Origin of the sequence: Ottowia thiooxydans (genome assembly GCF_040548795.1) — a bacterium.
Taxonomy (GTDB): Bacteria; Pseudomonadota; Gammaproteobacteria; order Burkholderiales; family Burkholderiaceae_C; genus Ottowia; species Ottowia thiooxydans_A.
In genome coordinates this window covers 479,270-505,820 of the sequence record NZ_JBEPSH010000002.1, presented here as the reverse complement: position 1 = coordinate 505,820, position 26,551 = coordinate 479,270, and the positions used below count along the sequence as shown (strand labels likewise).

25 protein-coding genes are annotated in these 26,551 nt (G+C 59.6%); 12 read left to right on the top strand and 13 right to left on the bottom strand.

The genetic code is table 11. The features are described 5' to 3' along the window. Entirely contained in the window at nucleotides 1–219 is a 219-nt protein-coding gene (locus ABIE13_RS05930) for a hypothetical protein (protein WP_354441990.1), read from the bottom strand. 67 nt (nucleotides 220–286) lie between these two features. Between ABIE13_RS05930 and ABIE13_RS05925 the strand changes: the two genes are divergently transcribed. The 8 genes from ABIE13_RS05925 to ABIE13_RS05890 all read left to right on the top strand — a co-directional run bounded on the left by ABIE13_RS05925 (nucleotide 287) and on the right by ABIE13_RS05890 (nucleotide 9,439). Further along, on the top strand, nucleotides 287–1,429 hold the full coding sequence (locus ABIE13_RS05925) for a DUF2827 family protein (protein WP_354441989.1): 1,143 nt from the start codon (nucleotides 287–289) through the stop codon (nucleotides 1,427–1,429). Continuing rightward, entirely contained in the window at nucleotides 1,426–2,538 is a 1,113-nt protein-coding gene (locus ABIE13_RS05920; protein ID WP_354441988.1) for a DUF2827 domain-containing protein, read from the top strand. The genes ABIE13_RS05925 and ABIE13_RS05920 overlap by 4 nt, the downstream gene beginning before the upstream one ends. A gap of 74 nt (nucleotides 2,539–2,612) precedes the next feature. Then, nucleotides 2,613–3,176, top strand: a complete 564-nt coding sequence (locus ABIE13_RS05915) for a hypothetical protein (protein ID WP_354441986.1) — start codon at nucleotides 2,613–2,615, stop codon at nucleotides 3,174–3,176. A gap of 57 nt (nucleotides 3,177–3,233) precedes the next feature. Next, a complete protein-coding gene (locus ABIE13_RS05910) occupies nucleotides 3,234–4,436 on the top strand; it encodes an FAD-dependent monooxygenase (RefSeq protein ID WP_354441984.1) in 1,203 nt (400 codons plus the stop codon). A gap of 96 nt (nucleotides 4,437–4,532) precedes the next feature. Then, entirely contained in the window at nucleotides 4,533–5,198 is a 666-nt protein-coding gene (locus ABIE13_RS05905; protein WP_354441982.1) for a DUF3348 family protein, read from the top strand. Next, a complete protein-coding gene (locus ABIE13_RS05900; RefSeq protein WP_354441980.1) occupies nucleotides 5,198–8,221 on the top strand; it encodes a DUF802 domain-containing protein in 3,024 nt (1,007 codons plus the stop codon). Before ABIE13_RS05905 ends, ABIE13_RS05900 begins: the two co-directional genes overlap by 1 nt. A gap of 22 nt (nucleotides 8,222–8,243) precedes the next feature. Next, entirely contained in the window at nucleotides 8,244–8,900 is a 657-nt protein-coding gene (locus tag ABIE13_RS05895; RefSeq protein WP_354442360.1) for an OmpA family protein, read from the top strand. Beyond that, a complete protein-coding gene (locus tag ABIE13_RS05890; RefSeq protein ID WP_354441978.1) occupies nucleotides 8,897–9,439 on the top strand; it encodes a DUF2894 domain-containing protein in 543 nt (180 codons plus the stop codon). Before ABIE13_RS05895 ends, ABIE13_RS05890 begins: the two co-directional genes overlap by 4 nt. Nucleotides 9,440–9,870: 431 nt before the next feature. Here the strand turns inward: ABIE13_RS05890 and ABIE13_RS05885 are convergent, their stop codons facing one another. The 4 genes from ABIE13_RS05885 to phnC form a co-directional block, all read right to left on the bottom strand. Continuing rightward, the gene (locus ABIE13_RS05885; protein ID WP_354441977.1) at nucleotides 9,871–11,019 is read right to left on the bottom strand and encodes a TIGR03364 family FAD-dependent oxidoreductase; all 1,149 of its coding nucleotides are present in this window, start codon (nucleotides 11,017–11,019) and stop codon (nucleotides 9,871–9,873) included. A 333-nt stretch (nucleotides 11,020–11,352) separates the two neighbouring features. Beyond that, on the bottom strand, nucleotides 11,353–12,159 hold the full coding sequence (gene phnE / locus ABIE13_RS05880; protein ID WP_436278380.1) for a phosphonate ABC transporter, permease protein PhnE: 807 nt from the start codon (nucleotides 12,157–12,159) through the stop codon (nucleotides 11,353–11,355). Between the two features lie 20 nt (nucleotides 12,160–12,179). Then, the gene (phnD, locus tag ABIE13_RS05875; protein ID WP_354441973.1) at nucleotides 12,180–13,130 is read right to left on the bottom strand and encodes a phosphonate ABC transporter substrate-binding protein; all 951 of its coding nucleotides are present in this window, start codon (nucleotides 13,128–13,130) and stop codon (nucleotides 12,180–12,182) included. A gap of 45 nt (nucleotides 13,131–13,175) precedes the next feature. Beyond that, nucleotides 13,176–14,006, bottom strand: coding sequence for a phosphonate ABC transporter ATP-binding protein (gene phnC, locus ABIE13_RS05870; protein ID WP_354441971.1), 831 nt, complete (start codon nucleotides 14,004–14,006; stop codon nucleotides 13,176–13,178). Between the two features lie 192 nt (nucleotides 14,007–14,198). Between phnC and ABIE13_RS05865 the strand changes: the two genes are divergently transcribed. The 3 genes from ABIE13_RS05865 (at nucleotide 14,199) to ABIE13_RS05855 (ending at nucleotide 17,486) form a co-directional block, all read left to right on the top strand. Continuing rightward, entirely contained in the window at nucleotides 14,199–14,312 is a 114-nt protein-coding gene (locus tag ABIE13_RS05865; protein ID WP_354441970.1) for a LysR family transcriptional regulator, read from the top strand. A gap of 63 nt (nucleotides 14,313–14,375) precedes the next feature. Beyond that, the gene (locus ABIE13_RS05860) at nucleotides 14,376–15,074 is read left to right on the top strand and encodes a LysR substrate-binding domain-containing protein (protein ID WP_354441969.1); all 699 of its coding nucleotides are present in this window, start codon (nucleotides 14,376–14,378) and stop codon (nucleotides 15,072–15,074) included. 318 nt (nucleotides 15,075–15,392) lie between these two features. Next, entirely contained in the window at nucleotides 15,393–17,486 is a 2,094-nt protein-coding gene (locus ABIE13_RS05855; RefSeq protein WP_354441968.1) for a clostripain-related cysteine peptidase, read from the top strand. 106 nt (nucleotides 17,487–17,592) lie between these two features. Here the strand turns inward: ABIE13_RS05855 and ABIE13_RS05850 are convergent, their stop codons facing one another. From ABIE13_RS05850 to ABIE13_RS05815, 8 genes are all read right to left on the bottom strand, one after another. Then, on the bottom strand, nucleotides 17,593–19,080 hold the full coding sequence (locus tag ABIE13_RS05850; RefSeq protein WP_354441966.1) for an ABC transporter permease: 1,488 nt from the start codon (nucleotides 19,078–19,080) through the stop codon (nucleotides 17,593–17,595). Nucleotides 19,081–19,147: 67 nt separating this feature from the next. After that, on the bottom strand, nucleotides 19,148–19,999 hold the full coding sequence (locus ABIE13_RS05845) for a formate dehydrogenase accessory sulfurtransferase FdhD (RefSeq protein ID WP_354441964.1): 852 nt from the start codon (nucleotides 19,997–19,999) through the stop codon (nucleotides 19,148–19,150). An 86-nt stretch (nucleotides 20,000–20,085) separates the two neighbouring features. Then, a complete protein-coding gene (locus ABIE13_RS05840; RefSeq protein ID WP_354441962.1) occupies nucleotides 20,086–20,466 on the bottom strand; it encodes a hypothetical protein in 381 nt (126 codons plus the stop codon). A 33-nt stretch (nucleotides 20,467–20,499) separates the two neighbouring features. Next, nucleotides 20,500–21,741 carry a formate dehydrogenase subunit gamma gene (locus ABIE13_RS05835; protein WP_354441961.1) on the bottom strand — a complete coding sequence of 414 codons (1,242 nt, stop codon included), beginning with the start codon at nucleotides 21,739–21,741 and terminating at the stop codon, nucleotides 20,500–20,502. Between the two features lie 22 nt (nucleotides 21,742–21,763). Then, the gene (locus ABIE13_RS05830; protein ID WP_354441959.1) at nucleotides 21,764–22,036 is read right to left on the bottom strand and encodes a hypothetical protein; all 273 of its coding nucleotides are present in this window, start codon (nucleotides 22,034–22,036) and stop codon (nucleotides 21,764–21,766) included. Further along, nucleotides 22,033–22,626: a formate dehydrogenase FDH3 subunit beta gene (fdh3B, locus tag ABIE13_RS05825; RefSeq protein WP_354441958.1), complete on the bottom strand. Its 594-nt coding sequence runs from the start codon at nucleotides 22,624–22,626 to the stop codon at nucleotides 22,033–22,035. Before fdh3B ends, ABIE13_RS05830 begins: the two co-directional genes overlap by 4 nt. 10 nt (nucleotides 22,627–22,636) lie before the next feature. Beyond that, nucleotides 22,637–25,615, bottom strand: coding sequence for a formate dehydrogenase subunit alpha (locus tag ABIE13_RS05820; RefSeq protein WP_354441956.1), 2,979 nt, complete (start codon nucleotides 25,613–25,615; stop codon nucleotides 22,637–22,639). Nucleotides 25,616–25,632: 17 nt separating this feature from the next. Further along, the gene (locus ABIE13_RS05815) at nucleotides 25,633–25,860 is read right to left on the bottom strand and encodes a formate dehydrogenase (protein ID WP_354441955.1); all 228 of its coding nucleotides are present in this window, start codon (nucleotides 25,858–25,860) and stop codon (nucleotides 25,633–25,635) included. 196 nt (nucleotides 25,861–26,056) lie between these two features. Between ABIE13_RS05815 and ABIE13_RS05810 the strand changes: the two genes are divergently transcribed. Then, nucleotides 26,057–26,548: a DUF3305 domain-containing protein gene (locus tag ABIE13_RS05810; RefSeq protein WP_354441954.1), complete on the top strand. Its 492-nt coding sequence runs from the start codon at nucleotides 26,057–26,059 to the stop codon at nucleotides 26,546–26,548. The last annotated feature ends 3 nt before the right edge of the window (nucleotides 26,549–26,551 follow it).

Below are 26,551 nucleotides of genomic sequence, written 5' to 3'. Positions count from 1 at the left end.
TCACGGGCCCACCGCCTCCTCGTAAGGGGAGGCGGCATCAGGTTCCGTGAAACGCTCGACGCCTCGCGCGGGTGAGGCTGGAAAATTCCCTGGCCACTTGTAGCGTTTGTCCAAAGTCGCCTGGATGCCCACTCGCGCCGGATGTGGAGACTCGTCGCGAGTCGGCTGCTCCATGGCGCCCCTCGCACATTCCTGAGCATGTTCCCGCTGGCGTCCCATGGTGGAATTACTGCGTGGGCACACGGTATGCTCTCGTCATAATGAAATCTTTTGATTAAGAGGCGCGATGCGGATCGGTATTTCGGCCTTCAGCCACAAGAATCAGAACATCTGGTCCAACGGGTTGGGCCAGAACGTCATGTTTCTGGTGCAGACACTGCGCAGAATTCCGTTTGTGACCGACGTCGTGCTGATCGACGCCGGCAGTGAGGAATCTTTGAGCGATCAGATCGATCTGAACAAGTTCGGCACTCGGCTCATGCGGCAGAAAGAAGCGACGGACTTGGTGGACGTCGTGATTGAACTCGCGGGCGCACTGGGAATACCGTGGCTGGATTTGCTGCGTGCGCGCGGCAAAAAAGTGGTCTACCACTGTGTTGGGCAGCCTCATTCGAGTCTGGTGGACACCGCCATCTTCGATCGAGAAGGGTTCTTTTTACGGCCAGATCGCTTCGATGAGGTCTGGGTCCTTCCCAAAGATGCCGTTTTTGCACCAATGATGCGCACACTCTACAGGTGCCCAGTGCAGGTGGCGCCCTACCTTTGGTCACCGCATTTTCTTGACGATCGGATCAAGGAGCTTGCTGGCATTGGACATTTGTACGGGTTCAAGCCAGATCAGCCAGACACGGAGGCCAAAGGTTGGCGCGTGACCATGTTTGAGCCCAATCTCGCACCCATCAAGTCATCACTGATTCCCATGCTTGTGAGTGATGTGGCAGAGCGCCGCAGCCCCGGCACCGTGTCCATGTTGTATGCGCTCAACACGGGGCATCTGGTCAACCACCCCACCATGCTGCACTTTGCGCATTCGCTGGACTTGGTCAAAAGCAACCGCGCCGTTTTCACCGGTCGACACGATATTGCTGGTTTCATGTCTCAGTACGGTGTGGACGCTGCAGTCGCTCACCAGTGGCAAAACGATCAGAACTACAGCTATCTGGATGTGCTTCATGGGGACTACCCTCTCATTCACAATTCGCCCTGGCTGAAGGACGCAGGCTACTACTACCCGGAATTCAATGTCGAAGCCGGGGCAGCGCTGCTAGTGCAGGCCAGACAGCGCCACCAGGAGTCACTTGTTGATTACCGCGAACGCTCTCACCGGGTGTTCAAGGCGGTAGATCCTGAGAGCCCTGAGAATGTGCAAGGCTACGCCGACCTGCTGATGTCCTTGACCAGCAGCCAGTCTCGGGGGATCGCCGCATGACTTCGAAATCTCTACGCATCGGCGTCACGCTCGCGATTCGCGATGGCCAGTCTCTGTGGGAAAACGGCATTTTCCAGAACTGCATATTCCTGGTGCAACTACTCAGGCAGTGTCCTGGTGTTGTGCAGGCGTGTATTGTTTTCGTGGGAGACGGCAGCGAGCACGCCAAGCGCGAACTTCTGCAAGACACCGATATTGCGGCGGTGGATCTGGGCGATGCGGCGACCGAGCTCGACATGGTCATTGAAATGAGTGCCCAGCTTTCCTCCGAATGGGCTGCGGCCTTTCAGGGGCGTGGTGGCAAGCTTGTGAGCATGTGTGTTGGCAACGATTTCGCCATTGATGCTGAACGCTTGGGTTACGACCTTCCTGCAGGCCGTTTGGTACCCAGCCATAGGCGTGATGCGGTGTGGACCTTGCCAGAATACGAAACCGTAGGTGCACCGTACTATGCGGCTACGTTCCGGGCTCCGGTCTCCATCCTGCCTCATCTTTGGGGGCCCGAATTGCTGGAGGCGTCCTTGCGCAAGCGGGAGGACGGAGCTTCATTTGAGTACGTGCCTGGTCGGCGCCGCTGGCGTTTGGCCATCATGGAGCCTAATCTCAGCATTGTGAAGACTTGCATCATTCCATTTCTGGCATGCGAGGTCGCACATCGGCTGGATCCTGACAAGATCGAATATGTCCACGTTTTCAATACTGAGCAGCTCAAATCCAACGCCGTATTCAGTACGGTGTTCGGCAGTACAAATCTCGTGCGCCACGAACTGGCGGGTTTCAACGGCCGCTTTTCGATAGCCGACGTTCTGACTCAGCACGCGGATGCGCTCGTCTGTCACCAATGGGAAAACGCCCAGAACTACCTCTATTACGAAGCGTTGCATGGAGGTTATCCGCTCATCCACAATTCACACCTGATCGCCGACTGCGGCTGGCGTTATCAAGGGTTTGACTGTGAGGAGGGCGGCCGCGTGTTACTTGAAGCTATCGCCGGTCACGATGAAAATCTACAGGACTATCGCCAACGCGCCAATACCTTCCTGCGTACGCTTCACCCTCTGTATGAAGACAATGTTCGCGCCTATAGTGAAGCCATCCGGCGCGTGTGAGGCGATTAGGGCGTGTTAGTACGCCCTTAGACGGGCGTGAGGCCATTGGCACCTAATCTTGTGAGATCCTGTCCATGACGAAGACGAAGCAATTTATCCAATTTCTCAGCGGCGTTGTACTCGTGCTCTCCGCGCCTGCAGTTACAAATGCGCAAGCGGTGCTGGACGCTCCGCGCCCAGCGGCGGTGCCGCAGAACGCATTGGCGGTGGCCTCACAAAATGTGGGAATCAAAACCTGCAGGCCTGCCTTGGAGCGGCTTTCGACACTGGCTGTCAATGGCACGCGGGGCAATGACGTGCTGCTCGATTGGGATCGCCAGAGGGTAGACGCCGGGCCCGTATTTTCGTTGATTGGCCTTGAGTACCCCAACGGAGGGGCCGCCATGTCGGTCACAGCAGTTCCAACGAACAACGGCGGGTGCTCCGTCGCGGCAGAGCGCATATCGGCAGCGCCCGTGTCTTGTCAGGCTGTTGCCCAGCAGGAATTGAAGGGCATGACGGCGACCCGCCTCTTGCCTACTTTCACCGTGTTTACTGACGCCAAGGATCCGACCGCCACGGTTTCCCTGATCGACACGCCTCCTGGTTGTCTGGTGATTCGACGCTATGTGGAGTTCAATTGGAGAGCCCCTCGTTGAGGGTGGGGCCCGGTCACTCGCTTCTAAGCTTTTGATGGTTTTACCAAACCTTGCCAGATGGCTCTAAAACAACTTCTGATAGCCGGAGGCGGTATCGGCGGTCTCGCAGCCGCGTTGGCTGCAACGCGTGCGGGCTGGGGCGTCAACCTTTTTGAGCGGGCGCCGCAATTCAGCGAGGTCGGAGCGGGCATTCAGTTGGGTCCGAATGCAACGCGGATACTTCAGAGTTGGGGGCTGGGTAGGGCACTGGCTGAAGTGGCGGCTTTTCCGGAGTACTTGCAAGTACGCAATGCTTCTAGCGGTGTCGTACTGGGAGTTTTGCCGCTCGGAGAACAAATACGAACGCGTTATAGCGCGCCCTACGCGACTATTCATCGGGCGGATATTCACGGCTTGCTTCTTGCCGCAGTTCAGCAGCAAACTCCGAGCCAACTCCACCTCGATCAAGGCGTGTTGGAATTCAATGACGATGGCAATCAGGTGAGCGTGTCCACAGAAAGAGGTCTGACGGTGGAAGGCAATGCATTGGTCGGTGCGGATGGGCTCTGGAGCCGCGTACGCCAGCAATTGCTGGGCGACTCGCCCCCTCGAGTGACAGGACATCTGGCATACCGGTCCATGCTTCGTCAGAGTGCACTGCCCGAGCGACTTCGCAGCACACGGGTCACGGCATGGCTTGGCCCGCGTCTGCATGTCGTTCAGTATCCTGTCAGAGGTGGCGAGTGGATGAATGTCGTGGCTATTGTTCAGGGAACACCGCCTGAAAGCGCGTCTGGCTGGGACCAAGTCGCCTATGCGGCTGATCTGCAACGAGCCATGGGGGCCACCTGCGAGCCCTTGCAGTCCTTGATGGCTGCAGTTCCAGAGGCGAGCGTCCATACCCACGCGTGGCGCTTGTGGCCGCTGTCTGATCGAGCACCCGTTTCTGGCTCAGGGCAAATGGCGAAGGGGCTTGTGGCACTGCTCGGGGATGCGGCCCACCCCATGCGCCCGTACATGGCTCAGGGAGCCGGTATGGCAATCGAGGATGCAGCGGCATTTGCCGGTGCACTTGCCGAGGATGGCGTTGATGTGCCTGGCCGGCTTGGGCGGTATGCGTTGGCACGCTGGCAGCGATGTGCCCGCGTACAGGCTCGCTCCATTCGAAACGGTGAGATATTTCACTCCACCGGTTTGGTTCGTTGGGGTCGCGATGCGTCGATCCGGCTGTTCGGTCAACGTATTCTTGACGTACCTTGGCTGTATCAGCCAGCCTCATAGATTACGAGCCCTTACCCGTCGAATCCCATAACGTGAACTGGTTCTCATGAGTGGCTCGCGTATCGAGGTAGACTGCTGGGTTTTCCCCTTGGCGACATGGCGCAGCAAAAAACAGTGCAGACCAGCCTCACGGGCGCGGCGCTGGTGCGCCTGCTCGAGGCCCTTTCCGATTCGCGTGTACGCGTTCGGGATGCCCGCACTGGATTTACCGACGGTTTGGTGCAATGGGTTGGCTGGGCTGACGCCATAGCGTTGTCTGCTGCTCTTGAGCGGCCGCTGAACGCTCCGGACGCCAGCGAGGCTAGCCTGGGTGAGCGGGCAGAATGCAACCGCATCCGTGCAAGCTTGACGCAAGGCGCGGCCCGGGCCATGGCCCCTACAGGTCATTCGGCCATGGAGGCTTCGGTCGGCTTTGGTTCCTTGCGCAAGCGCTATGTGACCCAGCAACAAGCCATGGAAGTCGCCATTGGCACATTGCGTGAGCGGGTCAGGGCTGAGCTGGGGGCGCGTTCGCCCGAGCTGGCGCGATTGGCAGCTTTGGACGCGGTGATGGCGCAAGTGCTTAATGTGCAGGAGCGGCGTTTACTGGCCACTGTGCCAGGGCTGCTGGAAAAGCATTACCGGCGTTTGCGCGATGAATACGAAGAAAGTGGTAACTGGGTGACCTTGCTTATGCAGGATATGCACACGGTATTGTTGGCCGAACTGGACCTTCGATTGCAACCAGTGGAAGGGCTCCTTGATGCCCTGGATGAAGACTGATGACGAAACTGATTTTTAGCGCAGCCTTTCTGGCGGGCCTTGGCACCTTATGTTGGGTGGGGGCGGGCTATCTGGGGGGACATTTGCTGGCGCTCGGCATTACTTTATTGATAGCGGCGTTTTTCCTTGCGGGCTCATGGGAGCTTTTGCGTTACCAGCGTGCAACCAAGTCGCTTTCGCTTGGACTGGATGCCCTCAGTTCTCCGCCAGAAAGCCTGGATGCCTGGGTGTCTCCACTGCCAGCCCCATTACGCACCGTGGTTCGGCAAAGGGTGGAAGGACAACGGGCGGGCTTGCCTGGTCCGGTGCTTGCGTCCTATCTGACCGGCCTTCTGGTGCTGCTGGGCATGCTTGGTACTTTCCTGGGCATGGTGGTGACCTTGCAAGGCACGGGCACCGCTTTGCTGGGCGCCGAAGGCTTGCAGGCCATACGCGACGCGCTTGCAGCCCCTGTACGAGGTCTGGGACTGGCTTTTGGAACGTCGGTCGCCGGGGTGGGCGCTTCGGCGGCACTGGGCTTGATGGCCGCCATGGCCAGACGCGATCGGTTGGGAGCTGCAGAACGGCTGGACTTGGCCATGGCGACCCACTTGCGCACGTTCACGCCTTCGCACCAGAGGGAGATTTCGCTGCGCTTGATGGAGCAGCAGGTTGGCTTGATGCCCGAGCTGGTCGAGCGTATTTCCGCTTGCATGGCTGCATTGGAGAGCCAGCAAGTCGCCCTGATTGATCGCCTGACTGCTGATCAGACTCGCTTTCATGCGAATACCGAATCGGCCTACACGGGCTTGGCAGCGTCGGTCGAACGCACGCTCACGGCGACCGCTGCTCAAACGGCCCGGGAGGCCGGTGCGGCCATTCAACCTGCGGTAGAGGCGGCGCTGGCTGGTTTGGCGCGAGAAAGTGCGCAACTGCAGGCGGCTCAGGCCGAGCAAGTGCGCTTGAATCTGGACGGTATGACTGCGCGCTTCAATGATGCCGCTGCGGGGATGACTAGCCAGTGGACAGATGCGCTGGCCACACACCAACAGACGAGCGAAGCCTCCGGGCGTGCGCTCAGCACGGCTTTGGAAGGCTTCAACGTCACGTTTGACGCTCGCAGCACCCAGTTGGTCGACAACCTGGCAGAGCGAATGGACCATCAGGCGCGGGCGCTGGCAACGCGTTGGGACGAGGCCTTGACTTTGCAGTCTCAAAACGGCGCAGAGCAAGCCGCGCAACAACGTCAGGCGCTGCACACCGTGGCGCAGGAATTGGAGCAGGCGCACATCGCCCTGCAAAGCCGCTTTGCCGCACAGGAAGATTCCCGCCAGGCGGCCTGGACCCAATCCTTGCAATCCATGGCAGCCGCGCTGCGAGACGAATGGCAGCAGGCAGGTCAGCGTAGCGCAGAACAATGGCGTGAATTGGGCCAGACCCTGGCCAGCACGGGCGACGGCATTACGCAGCAACTCGAAGCGCAAGCTCGCAATACCTTACAAGAAATTGGTGCACTCATGCAGGCCGCCTCAGATGCGCCGCGCGCAGCCGCTGAAGTGATCGGTGAGTTGCGTCAGCAATTGGCTGAGAGCGTGGCTCGGGACAACGCGCTGCTGGAAGCGCGTAGCCGCAGCTTTGCCGAGCAGGAAGAATCTCGACAGGCCGCCTGGACAGCATCATTGCAGGCACTGGCCACTGCGCTCAGAGACGAATGGCAGCAAGCCGGTGAGCGCAGCGCTGAACAATGGCAAGGGCTTGGTGATGCACTGGCACGTACTGGTGACGCTATCACCCAACAGCTGGAAAATCAGGCGCGCAACACTCTGGATGAGATCAATGCCCTGATGCAGGCCGCAGCCGAGGCCCCTCGCGCTGCTGGCGAAGTCATTGGCGAGTTGCGCCAGCAATTGGCCGATAGTGTGGCGCGGGACAATGCCCTGCGTGAAGAGCGCAGTCGCAGCTTTGCCGAGCAGGAAGAGTCCCGCCAGGCCGCCTGGACAAGCTCATTGCAAACGCTGGCCGAGGCTCTGCGAAACGAATGGCAACAGGCCGGAGAACGCAGCGCACAGCAATGGCAAGGGCTGGGTGAGGCCATGGCTCGTACAGGCGACAGCATCACGCAGCAACTTGAGGCCCAGGCGCGAAACACACTGAGCGAAATCAACGCCTTGATGCAGGCTGCCGCACAGGCGCCCCAAGCTGCTGCGGACGTTATCGTGCAACTCAGACAGCATCTGGACGACAGCGTCGTGCGCGACAACGCCATGTTCGAAGAACGCCATCGGAGTTTTGCGGACCAGCAGGAAGCGAGGCAATCTGCCTGGACCGATTCCTTGCAGACCCTGGCCACTACCTTGCGAGACGAATGGCAACAGGCTGGTGAACGCAGTGCGCTGCAATGGCAAGGGCTGGGTGAAACCCTGGCGCGGACTGGCGACAGCATTACCCAGCAGCTTGAAGCTCAGGCTCACAATACCTTGGGGGAGATCCGTGAATTGATGCAGGCCGCTTCCGAGGCACCGAAGTCAGCCGCTGAAGTCATTTCTGAGCTTCGTCAACAGTTGACGACAAGTCTGGAGCGAGACAACGCCATGCTGGAAGAGCGTAGTCAAATCTTGCAGACCTTGTCTACCTTGCTCGAAACCGTAAACCGGGCCTCAACCGAGCAACGGGGAGCGATAGAAGCACTGGTGGAAACAAGCTCGGAATTGATGGAGCGCGCCAGCAGCCGATTTGCCGATACGGTAGGAACTCAACTGACTCAAATGGACACGGTGTCCGCACAACTGACGGGTAGTGCTGTTGAGGTCGCCAGCCTGGGTGAGGCGTTTGGGACGGGAGTCCAGCGTTTCGGCGAGAGCAATGAGCAGCTCATGGCGCAGTTGCAGGTGATTGAAGCGTCGCTGGCCAAGGCGTTGGCCCGCAGCGACGAGCAGTTGGACTATTACGTCGCCCAGGCGCGTGAGGTGATTGAGCTCAGCACCGGGGCGCAGAAACAGATCATCGACGAACTGCGTCAACTGGCAGCTGCCAGAGAGGTCTGATTTGTACCCCTCTGATCAGCTTATGCAAGGCGATGATCTGTCGCAGGACGCCGGTGAAAACTCTGGCACCGTATGGGCAGTGTTCGGTGATCTCATGGCGGGCGCGCTGGGCGCCTTCGTACTCATTCTGGTGGCAGCGCTGGGCATGCAAATGGAGCTGTCCGAACGCTTGAAGGTCGAACGTAGTGTGCGCGAAGAGCAAACACAACGCCTCCAAACCCTGGAACAGGCTCTGGCGGCGCCGTTGGCGGCTGGCCGCGTAACTCTGACAGATGGACGTATCGGAATCAGCGGCAGTGTCCTGTTTGCCTTCAGCTCCGATGAGCTTCAACCCGAAGGCAAACTCCTGCTGCAAAGCCTGGCAGCGCCGCTTACAAGCTATTTGCGTGAGCGCGATGAAATCCTCATGGTGAGTGGTTTCACAGATGATCGGCTCATGCGTCAGTCGCGCGATGCCAATGCAGCGAAATTTGCAGACAACTGGGAGCTCTCGGCACAAAGGGCACTTACGGTCACCCGCGCTTTGATCGAGTCCGGAGTGCCAGCCAGCCAGGTCTTTGCAGCCGCCTTCGGTTCCGAGCAAGCAGTGGCGTCCAATGCGGACGCTGCAGGGCGTGCACGCAATCGCCGCGTCGAGATGGCACCGATGCCTCGTCCTAAACGCCAACAAGGCTCATGACACCGTCTGTGCGTGAAGCCTTGATTGCCGCAATGGCTCGCCGTGCGCAGGACCACCAAGGCGCCACGCGTGAGTTGCTCGAAGCGCGATTAGCGCAGCTTGGAGCAGAGAGCGAATCATCGGTCTCTAAATCGTTGCCGCCTGTCAGCCGATCGAGCGAACGTGGGCCGCTGGGGCGACTGGCTGATGGGTTGGCGGCGCGACACGCCAGCGCAGAACCGTCAGGACCCGACGTGCCTGGGTTATCTGCCGGCTCTGCCGCGCAGCGCGAGCTTGGAACGCTTCGCCAGTTTAGAGGCGCATGGTCGCGCATGTTTGCCGAGAGACGCCTTCGCCAGACCATGGAGCAAGTGCCGCCGCAGGCCGGCCCGCTGAACTCGCACCATATGGTCCACCGTGCGTTGGCTGTGATGCAGGAGATCTCGCCGGCTTATCTGCAGCGTTTCGTGACCCAGGTGGAGGCACTTCTTTGGCTGGAGCAGCAGCAGATGCCAGTCGCAGCGCCTACTCAGCGGCAAGAGAAGAGAAAAAAGAAGTAGGCGCTCTTTGGCCCATTGCGGCACGCAATGGGCCAAAAAGCGGCCATCTACAACGCGGCGGGAATGATGCTTACGAACTCTGAAAGATGCGTTCCATGAGCATGGTCAGGAGGAGTATCTGTCGCGAGATTTCGTACTGCCAAGACGATTACCCATAACGAGCAATGCCCAGCTCACGACAATGAATGTTGCGGTGACGCCCAATGAGTAAGCCGCGACCATGCCATAGCCACCGACATTTGTCGGATTCAGGAAGGGGTAGGGGTACAAGCCAATGCTTGGTGCCGAAACAATTGGAAGATGTAGCTTTAACTTTTCGCTAGGTGCCAGCCCGGTCGAAGACGACGGCGCTCAGCTTACCTCGGGCGGAGGAAACGGAAGGCCTGGGTTTTGCAAGCGTGTTTATGGTGGTGGTTCAGGGATCGATGGTGTTACCAGGCGGCGAACACCTCTTCGGCGATGCCGAAGGCGGTGCTGGCGCCCGTGCCGCTGGTCACAAGGATCAGCCGAGTTGCGTCGTCGGGTGCGTCGATCAGGCAATCGCGAGTGGCTGAAGATGGATAGGTGCCTACCCATCGTGCGGTCACGGTGGCTTGCTTGAGTTTCAGCGTCTCGTGCAGGTGGCGCAGGATCAGGGCATCCACAGCCTCCTTCGCGAACGGTTCAGGGGCTGCGCTGTAGTGGTGGGAGTCGCCCACTACCAGCGAGCCGTCTGCGCTTTGCACCGCGATCAAGTGGATCCCATGAGCCAGCGATGGCGCTTCCTCTTGCTGCAGCTGGGCCAGTAGCGGCGCAGATTCTGGCAACTGGCTATAGCCGTGGTAGCGCACCAGGCTCAAATCACCCATGACCGAACCCGGCAGCCGAAAGCCGGCTTCGGGCATCACGCGCAGCATTTGCAATTGGCACAGGCGCAAGTCCTGGGTGACCAGACGGTCGGCAAAAAGCCCGTGCAGCTCATTGTTGGTGCAAACCGCCACACGCTCGGCATGCAACAGGGCAAGCGAAGTGCGCACTCTTGGCGCAGATACCTCCAGGACCGATTCGCCGAATCGAAAGACCACGCCGTGCTGCTCGGCCAACCAACGGGCCAGCAAGCCGATGGCCGTGCTTGATTCAACGCGCAGGTCATGCGGGCTGTAGAGCACGGCCTGGGCCTCATCCAACTGCAGGGACGGCGTGCGAAGCGCGGCTTCGGCTGGTTCCAGCAATTCGCAGCCCTCGCCCATCTCGGTGTGCATGAAGGCTTCCAGCACGGCGCGTGCCAGCGGACGCTGAGCGCGGACGTAGAGGCCGCGATGCAGTACTTCGATACCAGCTTGCGGAGCTACTGCGTCCCACACTTGCCTGGAGCGGCGTGCACGGCGCCACGTATCGCCTGCGGCCTGGCCTGTGACGGTGACGAAGCCGAAGTTGCGGATGGAGGCGCCAACGCAGGCCGCATCGCGCTCCAAAACGCAGACCTTGAGACCTCGACATGCGGCCACGTAAGCGTGCGCCAAGCCGACGATGCCGGCGCCCACGACGATGAGATCAAAGTGCGTGGAGCTGCTTGCGGGGGTATGAGGAATGAGGCTCATGTGGGGGGTGAGAAATTGTGCATTGGCGGGAAGCGCAACACAAGGAAACGGGAAACGACCGGGTAGGGCACTCAAGCGGTGTCGGTGTTCAAGTCAGGGCCAGCGCTCATGAAAAATGCGACCGCGTGCACCCGACGTGGCGTGCGCGACCATTCTCCCGGCCTCTGCCTCTGAAACGCCATATTCCGTAAAGTGCGTGCGCATGCCCAACTCTTCGATGAAGGCTGACAGCCGTACGGGGGCGTCTTGGAGAGGGGCAGGACCTGCTGCAGCACGGCATCGCGACGGGCATCGCTTTCCATGGCCAGCACCAACGGCAAGGGAAACGCGCTCTCAAATGAATCGCTTCCTTACGTTGGCCGACACCAGATCGATCAACGACACCGTGACCACCAGTATCAGGAGTACGGCCGCGGTCTGGCCGTATTGGAAGCTGCGTATCACCTCATACAGCACCACACCGATACCGCCCGCACCCACCATGCCGACCACCGAAGCGGATCGTACGTTCGATTCGAAGCGGTATAGCGTGAAGCTGAGCCACAACGGCAGCACCTGTGGAATGACGCCATGGATCACTTCCACCAGACGATGGCCGCCGGTAGCGCGAATGCCTTCTACCGGGCGCGGGTCGATGGCTTCGACCGACTCGGAGAACAGCTTGGCCAGCGTACCCGTGGTGTGGATGGCCAGCGCCAGAACGCCTGCGAAAGGACCGAGCCCGACAGCCACGATGAACAGCATAGCGAACACCATCTCGTTGATAGCGCGGCAGGCATCCATGAGACGGCGCATGGGTTGGTATACCCACGCTGGCGCTACGTTGGAAGCACAAAGCAGGCCTGCGGGCACGGCGGCCACCAGAGCCAGCACGGTTCCCCATATGGCGATGTGCACCGTGACCAGCATCTCCTTGGCGTAGATGCGCCAGTCGCGAAAGTCGGGGGGGAAGAAATCGCTGGCGTAAGTGCCGATGTTGCCGGCGTCGCGAATCAAGTCCAGCGGCCGGATTTCGGCCCCTTGCCAAGCCCAAGCCAGTAAGCCCAGCACCGCGGCCCAGGCCACGTAAGTGAGCAGGCCCGGCCGCTCGCTTTCGGCTCGCGCCCGCAACTGCGCCAGGGAGGCCGCGCTCGGTGCCATGCGAATGAGTGTCGCGGTGCTCACAGCTTCAGCGCCGCCAACTTGGCGTCGATGTCGGCCAACTGCCTGGCTCGTGTGGCCGCATCCACCTTGGGATCGTTCTCGATTTTGCTGCGGTCCTTGAACAACTCCAATTGGCGAATCGGCAACAACTGATCATTGCTGGACTCTCGGAAGCCACCATAGTTGTAGATGTTCTTGAGGATGGTCTTTTCTTGCTCATCCGTCTTCGCATAGTTCAGAACGAAGTTCTTGATCTTGGCTTTGACGGCCGGGTCCAGGTCCTTGCGCCACACAAAAGGGTCGCTCGGGATCAACGGGCTTTCCCACAGCACGCGCAATTGGCTGGCCAACTCGGGCTTGTTGGCCTTGAGCTTGTCCAACTCCTCGGTATTGTTGGTCGCCACGTCGATCTGGCGGGCCAGCACGGCCTGGATGTTGGTGCCGTGGCTGGCGTTGCGCGTCGTTTTGAAGGCAGTGCGGTAGTCGATCTTGTTCTGAGAGAACAGGTAGAAGGTCGGCACGAGGAAGCCCGAAGTGGAGTTCGGATCGCCTATGCCGAAATTGAGTGACTTGCCATTCTTGACCACGTCTTCCCACGACTTCAGGGGGCTGTCCTGGCGCGTGATGAGCAAGCTTTTGTAGCCGAAGCTACCGTCGGAAAACATGACCTGCGCGAAAACCTCGCCGTTGGCACGGTCGACGGCCTCCATGGCCGACTTGTTGCCGTACCAGGCGACCTGGATCTTGTTGAAACGCATGGCTTCGATGACGCCCGCGTAGTCTGGTGCATAGAACGACTTCACGCTAAGCCCAGTTTTCTTTTCCATATCGCGAAAGAAGGGCTCCCAGCGGTCGCGCTGGGTGGAGGCAGAGTCGGTAGCGATGATGCCGAAGTTGATCTCCTGTGCGTGGGCGAAAGCGGCTGCGGCAGAAAGTGCAACGATGGCGAGGGTGCGTAGTTTGAACATGAGGGTTGCTTTGGGAGTGAACGGGGGAAGATGTGAATACTGGAATCAGGCTGCGAGTGCCAATGGGGGCATTTCGCTCACGGAAGTGTCTGAGCCAGGCTCTTGGAGCAAATCGGCTGCAGCAGTGCCATAGAGGTGCTCAAGAAAGGCGGGCGTGAGTGCCGCCACGGGTCCGTCGTACACGAGCGCGCCGTGGCGCAAAGCCACCACGCGGTCGCAGTAGCGCTTGGCCAGTGCCACATGGTGCAAGCTCACGACTAGCGTCATTCCCGCGTTACGGTTCAATTCGGCTAGATGTTCCATCACCCGGTGGGTGGATGAAGGGTCCAAAGAGGCCACGGGTTCATCAGCCAATACCAGCTCGGCCCCTTGCAATAGCACGCGGGCAATCGCTGCCCGCTGCTGCTGGCCACCTGAAAGTGTGGAGGCACGCTGAAAGGCTTGCGGCGCCAGGCCGATGGAGTCCAGCGCGTCAAGTGCCCTGGCCCGGTCCCCCATGCCGTAGCGGCCTGCCAATGCGCGCCAAAGCGGCGCTTTGGCAGACAAGCCGGTCATGACGTTGTGCATTACGCTCAGGCGGCCGACCAGATTGAATTGTTGAAAAATGACGCCGATGCGTCGGCGCTGCGCACGGATATCCGGGCTGATGCGGCCTCGTGCCTGCAGCAACTGACCGAAAGCTTCGATCTGCCCACCATCCGGGTCAATGGTTTCCAGCCCGCACAGGCAGCGGATGAGGGTCGACTTACCGGATCCAGATGCACCGAGCAGTGCCACCCGCTCACCGCGTCGGATTTCAAGCGAGACATTGCGCAGCGCCCGATGATCGCCGTAACTGCGATTGACGGAACTGGCTTTCAAGACGATGGAGTTCATGGGACGGAGGCCTTGCACGCCTCTCGGCGATGGACCTTGCAACAGGGATAGGTGCAGTATTTCGACCTCGTTTGACAGTTGCGTGACAGATGACAGCTGCGGAGCTATTTAGTGCATTCAAATTTTTGTCACTGACCATTGGTTAAATCTATAGATCGATTCATACCTTGCGGGCTCCGCCTGTACCTACCGATGCGACTCACACAATTGCGCTCCTTCCATGCCGTGGCCACCACCGGCAGCTTTACCGCGGCAGCGCAACGCCTGCATGTGAGCCAGCCCACAGTGACCACGCAAGTGGGGTAGTTGGAGGCGCTGTATGGGGTCGAGCTCTTTTATCGATCCGGACGCAGGGTCAGGCCGACCCAGATGGGCGAGCGTCTGGCAAGTCTGTCTCGGCAGATTTTTGCTCTCGAAGCAGAGGCTGTGCAATTGCTGCAGGAGTCGGGCGAACTGCGCACAGGTCAGGTGCGTGTCGCGGCGGTGGGGCCCTCGCACGTCACACGTATGCTGGTGGCATTCAATCAGCGCTATCCGGGTATCAAGGTGTCCGTGAGCACAGGAAATTCCCAGCAGGTACTGGACCGGCTGGCCAACTACAGTGCGGACGTAGGCGTACTCGCTCAGGTGGCGAGCGACGAGCGTTTCGTTTCAGTGCCCTATAGCGAACATGCAGTAACGATCTTCTGCTCGTCCGAGCATCGATTTGCTCAGAGGCGAAGTATCGGAATCGCCGAACTGCAGGGAGAGCGACTGATTCTGCGGGAATCTGGTTCCACTACTCGCAAGGCGATTGAGGCGGCACTGGAGGTGGCGGGTGTCACGCCTGAAGTGGTCATGGAGATCGCCAGCCGGGAAATCATTCGAGAGGCGGTGCTTCAGAACGTCGGAGTGGCCGCCGTCTCAGAGGTGGAATATGTACCGGGTCCACGCCTGCGTGCAGTGCGAATCAACGACGCGAAGGTCCGTACCTATGCACACGTGGTTTGTTTGGCTGAGCGGCAGGACAGCGCTGTGGTGCGTGCTTTCGTGCAATCGGCGCAGGAGGGGCGGCCGATGGCAGAGTGAGATTGCAGACCAACGCTTGCAGTGGTGTCGCCTCAAAAAGAAATCTCACCTTGCAGCGCCATGCTGTGTGCAAGCCCATGGTATTGGCGCAGTCCGCGTGAAGGCTGATGGTTTGTAATTTATGAGTACCTTAGGTATAAATTTTAGGCAACCTCCCGAGCAAGCATTGGCTTTGCCGCTAACATACTTAGGGTTAGCCCGAGCGATATGTTCGAGAGGATGAGCGATTGCAAGATGCGCCTTGAGCCACCTTGACTGACTTGTTCCTCGTTGGAGTCGCTCTTACTTTATAGCTATCCGAACTCAGGAGTCCCAATTTTGCTTCTAGACCGCAGACATTTCCTTGCCTCCTCCGCAGCTATGTTGGCTGCAGGCCTTGCCGCATGTGGCGGTGGTGACAATGATGACGGCACCAAGGTCAGAACAACGGTTCTGGTGTACATGCTCGGTTCCGATCTTGAAAGCGGTTCCGATCAAGCCACTCACAACCTGCGAGAGATGTTGAGCACGCCTGGGAACTCCGAGGTGCGTGTGCTGATTACTACCGGCGGCGCGGACAAGGTCGATCCGAAGGGCCTGGTCAGCAACTGGAAAACCGTCAAACGTTTCGAATTGGCAGACGCTCGCCTCAATGAATTGCAGGATCTGGGCAGTCAAAACATGGATGAGTCTGCCACGCTTGAGGATTTCCTCGCCTGGGGTTACAAGACTGCCCCGGCCGAGCGCTATATGCTGATGATGTGGGACCATGGGGGTGGCTATTTCGGTTTTGGCAAGGATGAAAACTTCCCCGACGGCCCTGGAGTCATGAGCATTTCCGCATTGGCCAACGCGTTAAGCTCCGCTCAAAAAACCAGCGGTATCAAGCTGGATTACATCGGCTTCGATGCCTGCCTGATGGCCACTGTGGAAGTGGCACACAGGCTTCAACCGTATGCCCGCTTCCTGGGCGCCTCACAAGAATTGGAGCCTGGCAGCGGCTGGGATTGGCAAGCTAACACCCAAACCCTCACCGGTCAGCCAGATATTTCAATGGCCGACTTTGGCCGAGCCAGCGCCGAAGCGTTTCTGGCCAAGCAGAAACGTGAAAGCGGGCGCAATCCGATCAAACAAATTACCGGTTTGGCCGACTACTCCACGTTCAGCATCATGGATATGGAGAAAATTCCAGCCCTGATGCAACAGATTGACGTGTGGGCACGCGCGATGCTGACCAGCTACAACCCAGAAGTTGCCCGGGCGGCGATGGCCAAGGCTGGCACCAGAGAGTCGGCCTTCTGGCCGCCCTTGCTCGCTCAGTCTCAACATCTCGCCGCGGCCAAGGCCGATACCGCCGCTGCAGAAGTCGATCCGACCATTGAGCATTTCAAGCGTGTCGCGCAACAGCGCTTGCGTGCCATTTCGTTTGGGAATGAGTCCATCATGGCGCTCGATAAGCCCCAACTCAATCTGGTGGACCTGGGGCACTTTGCCGCCCTGCTGGCTGCAGAAGGCATTGCGAGCGCCGAGCAAAAGGCGCTTCAGGAGGCCCTTCTCCGCGCCGTGCACTTCAACGCGGCGGGCCCTCGGGCGGCTCATGCAACCGGTTTGAGCATTTACTTCCCTAAAGGTCAGCAAAGCGAGCTGCATGCTCAGATGTACGCCAGTATGAACATGCCGGCCGGCTATCTCTCTTTGGTTCAGCGTCACGTACGGCAAGTCAGCATCAAGCCTTCGATCATCGAGATCTCTCCATTGCAGGTCAGCACGGTGGGTGTGAGCGTCATTGAAGCCAACATCGCGAGCCTCTATGGGGTGGAAGATGCAGACCTGATGCTTGTGCAAACCAACCTGGGCGGTCCCGCGCGGCTGATAGGCTCGCTTCCGATTGCGGGTGCGTTGGTCCTTCCCACAGGCATTGCACTGTTTGATACCGACGATTGGTTGCTTCTCGACGGCCAGCCGCTGCTGCTGGAGACCTTGCGCTATGAGGCGGCCACAGAGGACAGCGGACCTGCCTACAGTTTAGGCGCGCCCGTGCTGCTCAAGCGCGCTGGTGGCGAAGAACCAGAGCTTTCCATGCTCATCGTGCGGGTGGAGAAGGATGAAGATGGCGAATTGAGCATGGAAATCCAGGGCCTTCAAAATATCGACCTGGATGATGTTGATGCACCAGCCGATCGTGTCGACAGCGACCTGTCCGTAGGAGACGTTCTGACCCCTGTGCACCTGATGTACGACCTGGAACGCAACAAAGTTTATGAAAAAGACGGGCAGCCTGTGATCGCCTTTGGAGAGCCCATTACGCTGACGGAAGATTCCGGGCTGGCCTCGGGTCCTTTGCCCTCTGGCCAGCATCAGTTGTGCCTTATGGTGACTGACACCGTTGGCGAAGATGCTCTATCTTCAGTGCTGGAGTTCGCCAGGGAGTGATCAAACGAAATTCCTCTGAGCGCTGGGGGGGGTGGGGTGAAGGTAGGAGCAGAAGGAAAGCCTTCTGCTCTAGGCAGGCTCGGACATTTGAAGGCCAGTGGGTGACTTAACGCCATCCAAGCTCGCCCTGCAGAAACTGCGCAGCTTCAGTCGGCAGCGGATCGCCTTCAAAGAACTCCTGGACGGGTCTCTGCACAATGAGGTGACCTCCCTGCAGGTAAGCCACGCGCGTAGCCAGGCGTTTGGCCTGACCCAGGTTGTGCGTGCTCATGACGATGGTGACGCCAGTGGAGGCCACTTCTTCTATCAAGCGCTCGATTTCAGCTTTGGCACTGGGGTCGAGACTTGCCGTTGGTTCGTCCATAAACAGAATGTCGGGTTGCAAAGCCCAGGCGCGAGCCAGGCCCAGGCGCTGTTGCTGGCCGCCTGAAAGCTGGCGAGCGGGGCGTTCTGCGTGTTCCAGCAGGCCGACGCGGGCGAGCGCGCGTTGGCAGCGGTCATGGCGTTCGCTGGCTGGTACGCCGTAGAGCCAAAGGCCGATCCATATGTTGCTCTTCACGGAGAGGCTGAGCAGGAATGGGCGCTGAAACAGCATGGAGGCGCGGGGTTGCCTGCCTTCGGGCTGTAGCGCCAATAGTTCACAGCGGCCTTCATCGCATGGCAGCAAGCCGTGCATCAGGCGCAGCAGCGTGGTCTTGCCGGAGCCGTTGGCGCCTACCAAAATCAGGCGGTCGCTGCGGTTCACGGTGAGCGTGGCCTTGTTCAGGGCGACCAACTGGTTGAATCGCACGGTGGCCTGGTCAACTACGATGAGGGGAGCGGCCATGGCCGCGATTGGGTCGGGAGCAAGAGCCCGGGCTGGCAGCGTCGTTGGTTGGGGCCCGCTGGCCGGAGGGCGTCTGCGTTCGGGGCGATTGGCAAGCCACTGCATCAGACCAATAGCGCCGTTGACCGCCCCCACCACTGCGAGCAATACAAAGCCCAGGGCTAGCGCCAAGGCAAGATCGCCCTTGCTGGTTTCCAGAGCGATGGTGGTGGTCATCACCCTAGTCACGCCAGCAATATTGCCACCGACAATCATGACCGCACCAACTTCCGCGATGGCTCGGGCGAACGCGGTTAGCAGCACGGTGACTACGCCCATGCGGTCATGCACCAGCATCAGCAGAGACGCAGTCAGTGGACGCGCGCCCAGCGATTGCAACTGGCTGCCTCCCTCGGCCAATGCCGAAAGCACCAGACGTCGAGAAAGTGCGGCAATGAGCGGGGTGACCAGTACGCTCTGCGCGACCACCATGGCTGGTGGCGTGAACAAAATGCCAAGCTCCCCGAGTGGCCCAGATCGCGAAAGCAGCAGGTAGACCAGCAAACCGACCACCACCGCAGGAAGCGCCAGCAGCGTATTGACTAGCCAGACCAGCAGCCCGTGTCCAGGAAACTTGGCCACTGCGAGCCATGCACCAAGCAACAGGCCGATCAGTGACCCTACAAGGCAGGCGGTCGCACTGACCTGCAGGGACAGCAGGGTGATATGGACGAGTTCAGAATCGGCGTGGGTGATGAGTTGCCAAGCCAGCGCCCAGCTGTCGGTCATGGTGTTCATGTAACGGCATTTTTACCACGACCTTGACCATGACTGTGGCCGGCATGCACACGAAGGGTCAGCCGACGATGGCGTGCGCTTCAGGCTGGTGCAGGGCTTGGGGCTGCAAATCGGGCTCGGCGTCGAATCGGTCGAAGCCGGTATAGCAAAGAAAGTGTCGATTGGCAGCACGGCCAAAGAGCGTCATGCCCAGCTGCGAGGCCAGATCATGGCCCATGGCGGTGACGCCATTGCGTGAGACGACGATGGGTACGCCCATTTGCGCGGCCTTGATGACCATTTCGCTGGTCAGGCGGCCCGTGGTGAAAAATACCTTGTTAGCCCCCGTCACGCCATGCATCAGCATCCAGCCCGCAATGGTGTCGATGGCGTTGTGGCGACCCACATCTTCTACGAAGACCAGCATACGCTTGCCTTCAAACAGCGCGCAGCCATGAACGGAACCCGCTCGGCGGTGCACGCTGTCGCGCTGGCGCAGGGTATCTAGCAGGCCGTACAGCTGCGTTTGAGTAATGCGGGCAGAGCGAGCGTCGGGCAATTGAATGTCGCCCAGTGCGGTCATAGCGTCGCCAAATACCGTGCCCTGACCGCAGCCTGTGGTCACGGTGCGGTGCGCGGTGCGTGATTCCAGGTCTGCAATGCCTGCGCTGGTGGTGACCGCCGCAGCGTTCACTTCCCAATCCACAGTGATGGAAGTGACATCTTCCAGCTTCGCGATCAAGCGCTGGTTCAGCAGATAACCCAGCACCAGCAGCTCGGGGCGCACTCCCAGCGTCATCAGTGTGACCAGCTCGCGCTTGTCGATAAAAACCGTAAGAGGGCGCTCGGCGGGAATCTGGATGCTGCGACGCACGCCGTGCTGGTCGAGAATTTCGATGTCGCGCAGCAGTGCGACACCGGCATGCGTCATGCGGGGCGCAGAGGGCAGGGGCGCAAGTGTGGGTGCTTCTGTTTCAAAGCCAAGCGAGGCCTCTGCAGCTGGAAGCGACGTGTAAATCAGGGTTTGGTCCCCGTAGGGGCAGCCGTAGGTTGTCCGCTGCTGGGCGGAGTTGCTGCAGTGGCGGGGGGCGAATGCGCCCCGGACGCTTCAATAGGCTTGGGTTCCGGAGGCGTATAGCTGAAAGGGCCAGGGTCTGTGCAAGACGGCGTGGTTACGGGCTGCACTGTCTTGGCCGCTGCGCGGGCCTGTGCAAGGTAGGTTGCCGCTACCCGATCCTGCGATTGGCACAACTGATAGCCCGCGACCTTGTCGCTCCAGGCCGTTTTGGCGGCAGCTTCAGCGGCTTTGGCCTTGGCTTCATCAGACAGGGGTGGCAATTTGGCCAAGGCACTGCCAGTGGTCAGAGCAAGAGCCATCAGCGCGATGCAGGCTTTCATATGAAATCTCCGTATGCTTGGGCGTGTGGGGCTTCAGGCTTCGCGGGTTTTGGGCAGTGACGCAGCCGGTTTTACAGAAGCTTCACCGGAACGTTGCGCAGGAATTTTGCCTGCTTTGATGTCGTCGTACCAAAGCTCATGGTGTTCCTTGGCCCAGCCTTCGCTGACGTAACCCGTGCGCATAGCCTTGTAGGCGCCTCGCATGCCGATGGTTCCCAGATAGATGTGCCCGAAGATGATACACAGCATCAGCACGGCGGCAATGGCATGGAACATGTGCGCCACTTGCATCTGGCCACGGGTGTAGAGCATGTTCGGGATCAGGTGGTCCAGCACCAGGCCGGAGGCGACGACCGTGACGCCGAGCAGCAAGGCGCCAAACCAGTAAACAGCTTTCTCCCCCGCGTTGAAGCGGTGCGATGGCACTTCCTGGCCGGAGAAAAGTCCACCAGCTTTCTTGACCCACAGCCAATCCCATGCGCGGGGAATATTGTCTTTCATGAAGGTCACGATGATGACCAACAACGACACGGCAAACAGGGGGCCGACGAAGTTGTGCAAGGTCTTCAAACCGAATGTGATCCACCCGAAGAGGGAGTGTCCCATCCATGGCAGCATGAGGAACTTGCCGAAAGCCATGACCAGACCGGAAACGCCCAGCAGTACAAATGCAATGGCGTTGAGCCAATGGGCAGAGCGCTCAAACGGGGTGAAACGCTCGATTCGCTTGCCACCTTCTGGATGCTCATGGCCTACGGCGCCGCGCGTGAAGTAAAAAATACCGATGGCCACCAGGACAATCAGCAGCAGTGAACCGCCGTAGGGAATGATGATGCGGTTACGCACCTGCCGCCAAGCTTCGCCTGCCGTGGTGTAGCTGACGCCAGGATAGTTTTCAAAGCGCTGAATCAACACACCGGCTTCGGCACCTTGAATATTCGTGATGCCCGAAACCTCGCCGGACCCACGTACGCTGCGCCAGAAAGGGGCATTGTTGCCCGGTTGGGATTTGGCGCGTGCGGCATTGCTGTCATCTGCCTTGGGCTCGGCCGGCGCCACAAAATTAGGGGGTGGGCCTTTGGCTGCGTCCGGGGTAACAGCTGCCGCAGCCGGGGCAGTTGCAGCAGCGGGAGCTGTTGTTTGGGTATCAGTCGGAGCGGAGCTTGGGGCAGCTTGTGCCACCGGCTCCACTGCGGGAGAAGTCTGCGCCTGTGCCAAGGCACTGGCTGCGCCCAGCAAGCCTAACGCCAACCAGCGAGAGAACACCGTTTTCATCGTAGGGGCCTCCGCTTTGGTTCTACGGCGCCATGCGCACGTATTCGTTCTGGCCGCGGTTGCGCTGCTTGATCTGCGCGTCCCAGCTGGCCTTGTCCCCAGGCGTCCAGCCAGGGGCGTCGAAGGCTTTCTGCCCGCCGTTCCACGGTTTTTGATCGGCAGCTGAATGCGTGGTGCCTGCAGTTTGTGGCTTCTCGCTGCAAGCAGCCAAAAGCACGGTCATCGCCGCTGCAATCAAAACCAGGCGCGCCTTGGGTTGTTGCGAGTTTGGGTTTTGATGGTTGTGGTGCTTCATGACTTTGGCTTCCCGTAGGCAGTGCCCCATCCCCAGACTTCGCTGCCCTTGCCGCGGTGCAGCACACGGGTGCGGAAGATATCGGCCACGACGTCGCCATCGCCAGCTAGAAGGGCTTTGGTTGAGCACATTTCCGCGCACGCGGGGAGCTTGCCTTCGGCAAGGCGGTTGCGGCCGTACTTCTCATTTTCTGCAGCGCTGCCGGTTTCTTCCGGACCGCCATTGCAGAACGTGCATTTGTCCATCTTGCCGCGCATGCCGAAGGTGCCATTGCTGGGGAACTGCGGCGCGCCAAATGGACAGGCGTAGCTGCAGTATCCGCAGCCAATGCAGACGTCCTTGTCATGCAGCACCACACCTTCGTCAGTCCGGTAGAAGCAATCAACCGGGCAAACCGCCATGCAGGGCGCATCGCTGCAGTGCATGCAGGCCACTGAAATGCTTTTCTCTCCAGGCTGGCCATCGCCCATGGTGACCACACGGCGACGATTAACGCCCCATGGAACATCGTTCTCAGCCTTGCAGGCGGTGACGCAGCCGTTGCATTCGATGCAGCGTTCGGAGTCGCAAATGAACTTCATTCGTGCCATATTGTTCTCCTTATGCTGCTTTTTCGATTTGGCACACGGTTGTCTTGGTCTCCTGCATCATCGTGACGCTGTCGTAACCATAGGTGGTGGCAGTGTTGATGGCCTCCCCTCGCACGATAGGCATCGCGCCTTCAGGGTAGTACTTGGCCAGGTCCATGCCGCCCCATCGACCAGAGAAGTGGAAGGGCAGAAATACGGTGCCAGCGTCTACACGCTCGGTCACCATGGCCTTCACCTTAAGTCCCTTGAAGTCAGGCAGCGCGGCCATGGGTGGGGTCTTCACCCAGACCTGGTCACCATCACGAATACCACGGTCGTTGGCAGCGCGTGGGTTGATCTCGACGAACATTTCCTGCTGCAACTCGGCCAGCCATGGGTTGGAGCGGGTTTCCTCTCCGCCACCTTCGTATTCGACCAGCCGCCCGGAGGTCATGATCAGCGGGAACGTCTTGCCGATGTCCTTGTTCTTGTCTTGCACCGTTTTGAAGAGCGTGGGCAGACGCCAGAATGCTTTTTTGTCCTCGTGCGTGGGGTACTTGTCTATCAGATCGGCGCGCGTGCTGTAGAGGGGCTCGCGGTGTTGCGGGATAGGGTCAGGGAAGTTCCAGACCACAGCACGTGCCTTGGCATTGCCAAAGGGGTGGCAGCCGTGATTTTTCATGGTCACGCGGATGATCGCCCCAGTCGGGTCAGTCTTCCAGTTCTTGCCTTCAGCTGCCTTTTGCTCGGCCTCACTGAGCTCGCCCCACCAACCTAGCTTTTTCAGGAGCAAATGATCGAACTCAGGGTACCCGGTGGTGAGGTCTGCGCCTTTGCTGTGTGAGCCATCGGCTGCCAGCAGCGAAACGCCTTCGCGTTCCACCCCAAAGTTGGCGCGGAAGTTGCCGCCGCCGTCCATCACGTGGGCACTGTTGTCGTACAGGTTGGCCGTGCCTGGGTGTTTCAACTCGGGCGTGCCCCAGCAAGGCCATGGCAGGCCAAAGAAATCGCCATCCAGCTTGTAGCCAGTGGCCTTGTCAATGCCACCCTTGGCGCGCAGCGTTTTGACGTCAAAGACGTTCATGTTGCGCATGTGGGCCTGCAGACGCTCTGGACTCTGGCCGGTGTAGCCGATGGTCCAGACGCATTTGTTCATTTCGCGCAGGATGTCATCGGGCACGGGCTCATCCATGCCTTTGACCTTCTGCATCTTGTAGTTCTTGACCAGCTCTTTGCCAAAGCCCAGTTTCTCGGCCAACTGATACATGATCATGTGGTCCGTGCGGCTCTCCCACAGCGGCTCTATCACCTTCTCCCGCCACTGGAGCGAGCGGTTGGAGGCTGTGCAGGAGCCACTTGTCTCGAACTGCGTGCAGGCAGGCAGCAAGTAGGTTGCGCGGTTGGGGTTCAGATCTCCTGCTTTGCCAGGCATGGCGGCCATGGCTGCTGTGGCGCTTGGGAAGGGGTCAATGACGACCAGCAGGTCGAGCTTGTCGAGTGCGGTCTTCATCTCCAGACCGCGCGTTTGCGAGTTGGGCGCATGGCCCCAGAAGAACAGGCCGCGCAGATTGCTGTCCTGGTCGATCAGTTCGTTCTTCTCAAGTACGCCGTCGACCCAGCGTGATACCGTCATGCCCGACTTGGTCATCATGCCAGGCGCGTACTGCTTCTTGATCCACTCGAAGTCCACGTTCCAGGTATTGGCGAAGTGCTTGAAGGCACCTTCAGCCAGACCGTAGTAGCCCGGCAGCGAGTCTGGATTAGGGCCGACGTCGGTGGCCCCTTGCACGTTGTCGTGGCCGCGGAAGATGTTGGCGCCGCCGCCTGATTTGCCGATGTTGCCCAGGGCCAGTTGCAAAATGCAGGAGGCTCGCACCATGGCGTTGCCGATGGTATGCTGCGTCTGGCCCATGCACCACACCAGCGTGCTGGGGCGATTTTCGGCCATGATCTTGGCCACTTTATACGTGGTGGCTTCGTCCACGCCGCAGACTTCCTGCACCTTGTCTGGCGTCCATTTGGCCAGGACGTCTTCACGCACTTTGTCCATGCCGTAGACACGGTCTTCTATGTATTTTTTGTCTTCCCAGCCGTTCTTGAACACCTGGTAGAGCACACCGAAGAGGAAGGCGATGTCTGTGCCTGAGCGGATACGCACATATTCGTCGGCCTTGGCGGCCGTACGGGTGAACCGTGGGTCCACCACAATCATCTTGCAGCCCAGTTCCTTGGCATGCAGCATGTGCAGCATGGACACCGGGTGCGCCTCTGCCGCGTTGGAGCCAATGTAGAGCGCCGCCTTGGCGTTCTGCATGTCGTTATAGGAGTTGGTCATGGCACCATAACCCCAGGTGTTCGCAACCCCAGCCACTGTGGTGCTGTGGCAAATGCGGGCCTGGTGGTCGGTGTTGTTGCTGCCCCAGAAGGACATCCACTTACGCAGCAGGTAGGCCTGCTCGTTGTTGTGCTTGGAGGAGCCAACGATGAAGATCGAATCCGGGCCGCTGGCTTTTTTCAATTCCAGCATCTTGGCGCTGATCTCGCTCAGCGCTGTGTCCCAACTGATGCGCTCGTACTTGCCGTTGACGAGCTTCATGGGGTATTTCAAGCGAAATTCGCCATGGCCATGCTCGCGCAATGCGGCGCCTTTGGCACAGTGCGCACCCAGGTTGATAGGGGAGTCGAAGACTGGTTCCTGGCGTACCCAGACGCCGTTTTCCACCACGGCATCTACCGCACAACCGACAGAACAGTGGCCGCACACGGTGCGCTTGACTTCGACCTTACCGGTGCCAGTGCCGGCCTTGGTGGCATCTGCTGCGTCGGCTTTCTTGACCAGTGTCAACTGTGAGGCCGCAATACCTGCACCTACGCCCAGTCCCGAGCGGCGCAGGAAAGCGCGACGGTCGATGGTGGGCACGGCATGTGCAAGACCTCGGGCAAGGTTGGCAACCATGCCCGAATGCTGAGGGCGGCCAATAGCGGAAATGTTTTTGCGGGTGAGTTGCATGGCTGTGCTCCTCCCGCTCAGACCTTGGCGGTCCGGTAATACTGCTGCACGTGCTCAGTGAGTTGGTAACCCTCTGCGGACTTGGGCGCCGCTTTGGCGTCTGCGGCAGTGGTGGACTGCTGAACTACGCCTGGGAGCACAGCAGCTGCCGCTGCGGCGGCACCTACAACACCCGCACCGGCAAAAACGGTGCGGCGTGAAAGGACATGCTTGCGCTCATCGCGCTCGGGGTTTGGCTGAGTCATTGGCTAACCTCTACTGGCGTAATCGCCCGGATGGCGACCATATTACCCCATAAGCATATGCTCTATGCTTCACATCTGTGCTCAGGGTTACCCCTCGTGGGTTTTTCTATCGGCCCATGTGGGCTGGCTGGGCTAAACTGAGTTGATGCCATCATTATTGGGTGCTTCAAAGCATTCAGACCACGGGCCTTCCACAGTGTTTGCGAACGAAAATCCCCTCTCCATGCGCGCCGCGGTGCGTATTGACCGTCAGCGTCAGCCTACTCGCTGGGAAGAGTGGCGCTTTACGGTCGCGGAGGTAGTGATCGATGACGGCGGCTTCGGAGATGAGCGCCGCGTGCTGCGCGACGACGGCTCGACTGCGCAGTGGCTGTTTCCCAATCTGCCCGTCACGCTGTACCGCGACGAAGCCGAAGGCTACTACCTGAACCTCACTTCGGGGTCTCCAGTTTGGTTCGTGATGTGGCGCACTGATCATGCGGACCCCTCTCAGGCCTGGCCTGAAAGCGTAAGCTTGTCCTATAACGAGTGCGGCCGCTGGCTGGACGCGCAGGAGCGGGTCGACAATTGCCCGCTGGATGAAAGCGTGCGCGCCGCGCTGCAGGAGTATGTGGACGTGCACTACCGTCCCGAGCCCAAAAAGCGAAAACGCCCGGCTTCGTTCGTTGATCCAGAAAAGCGGCTCTGAGCG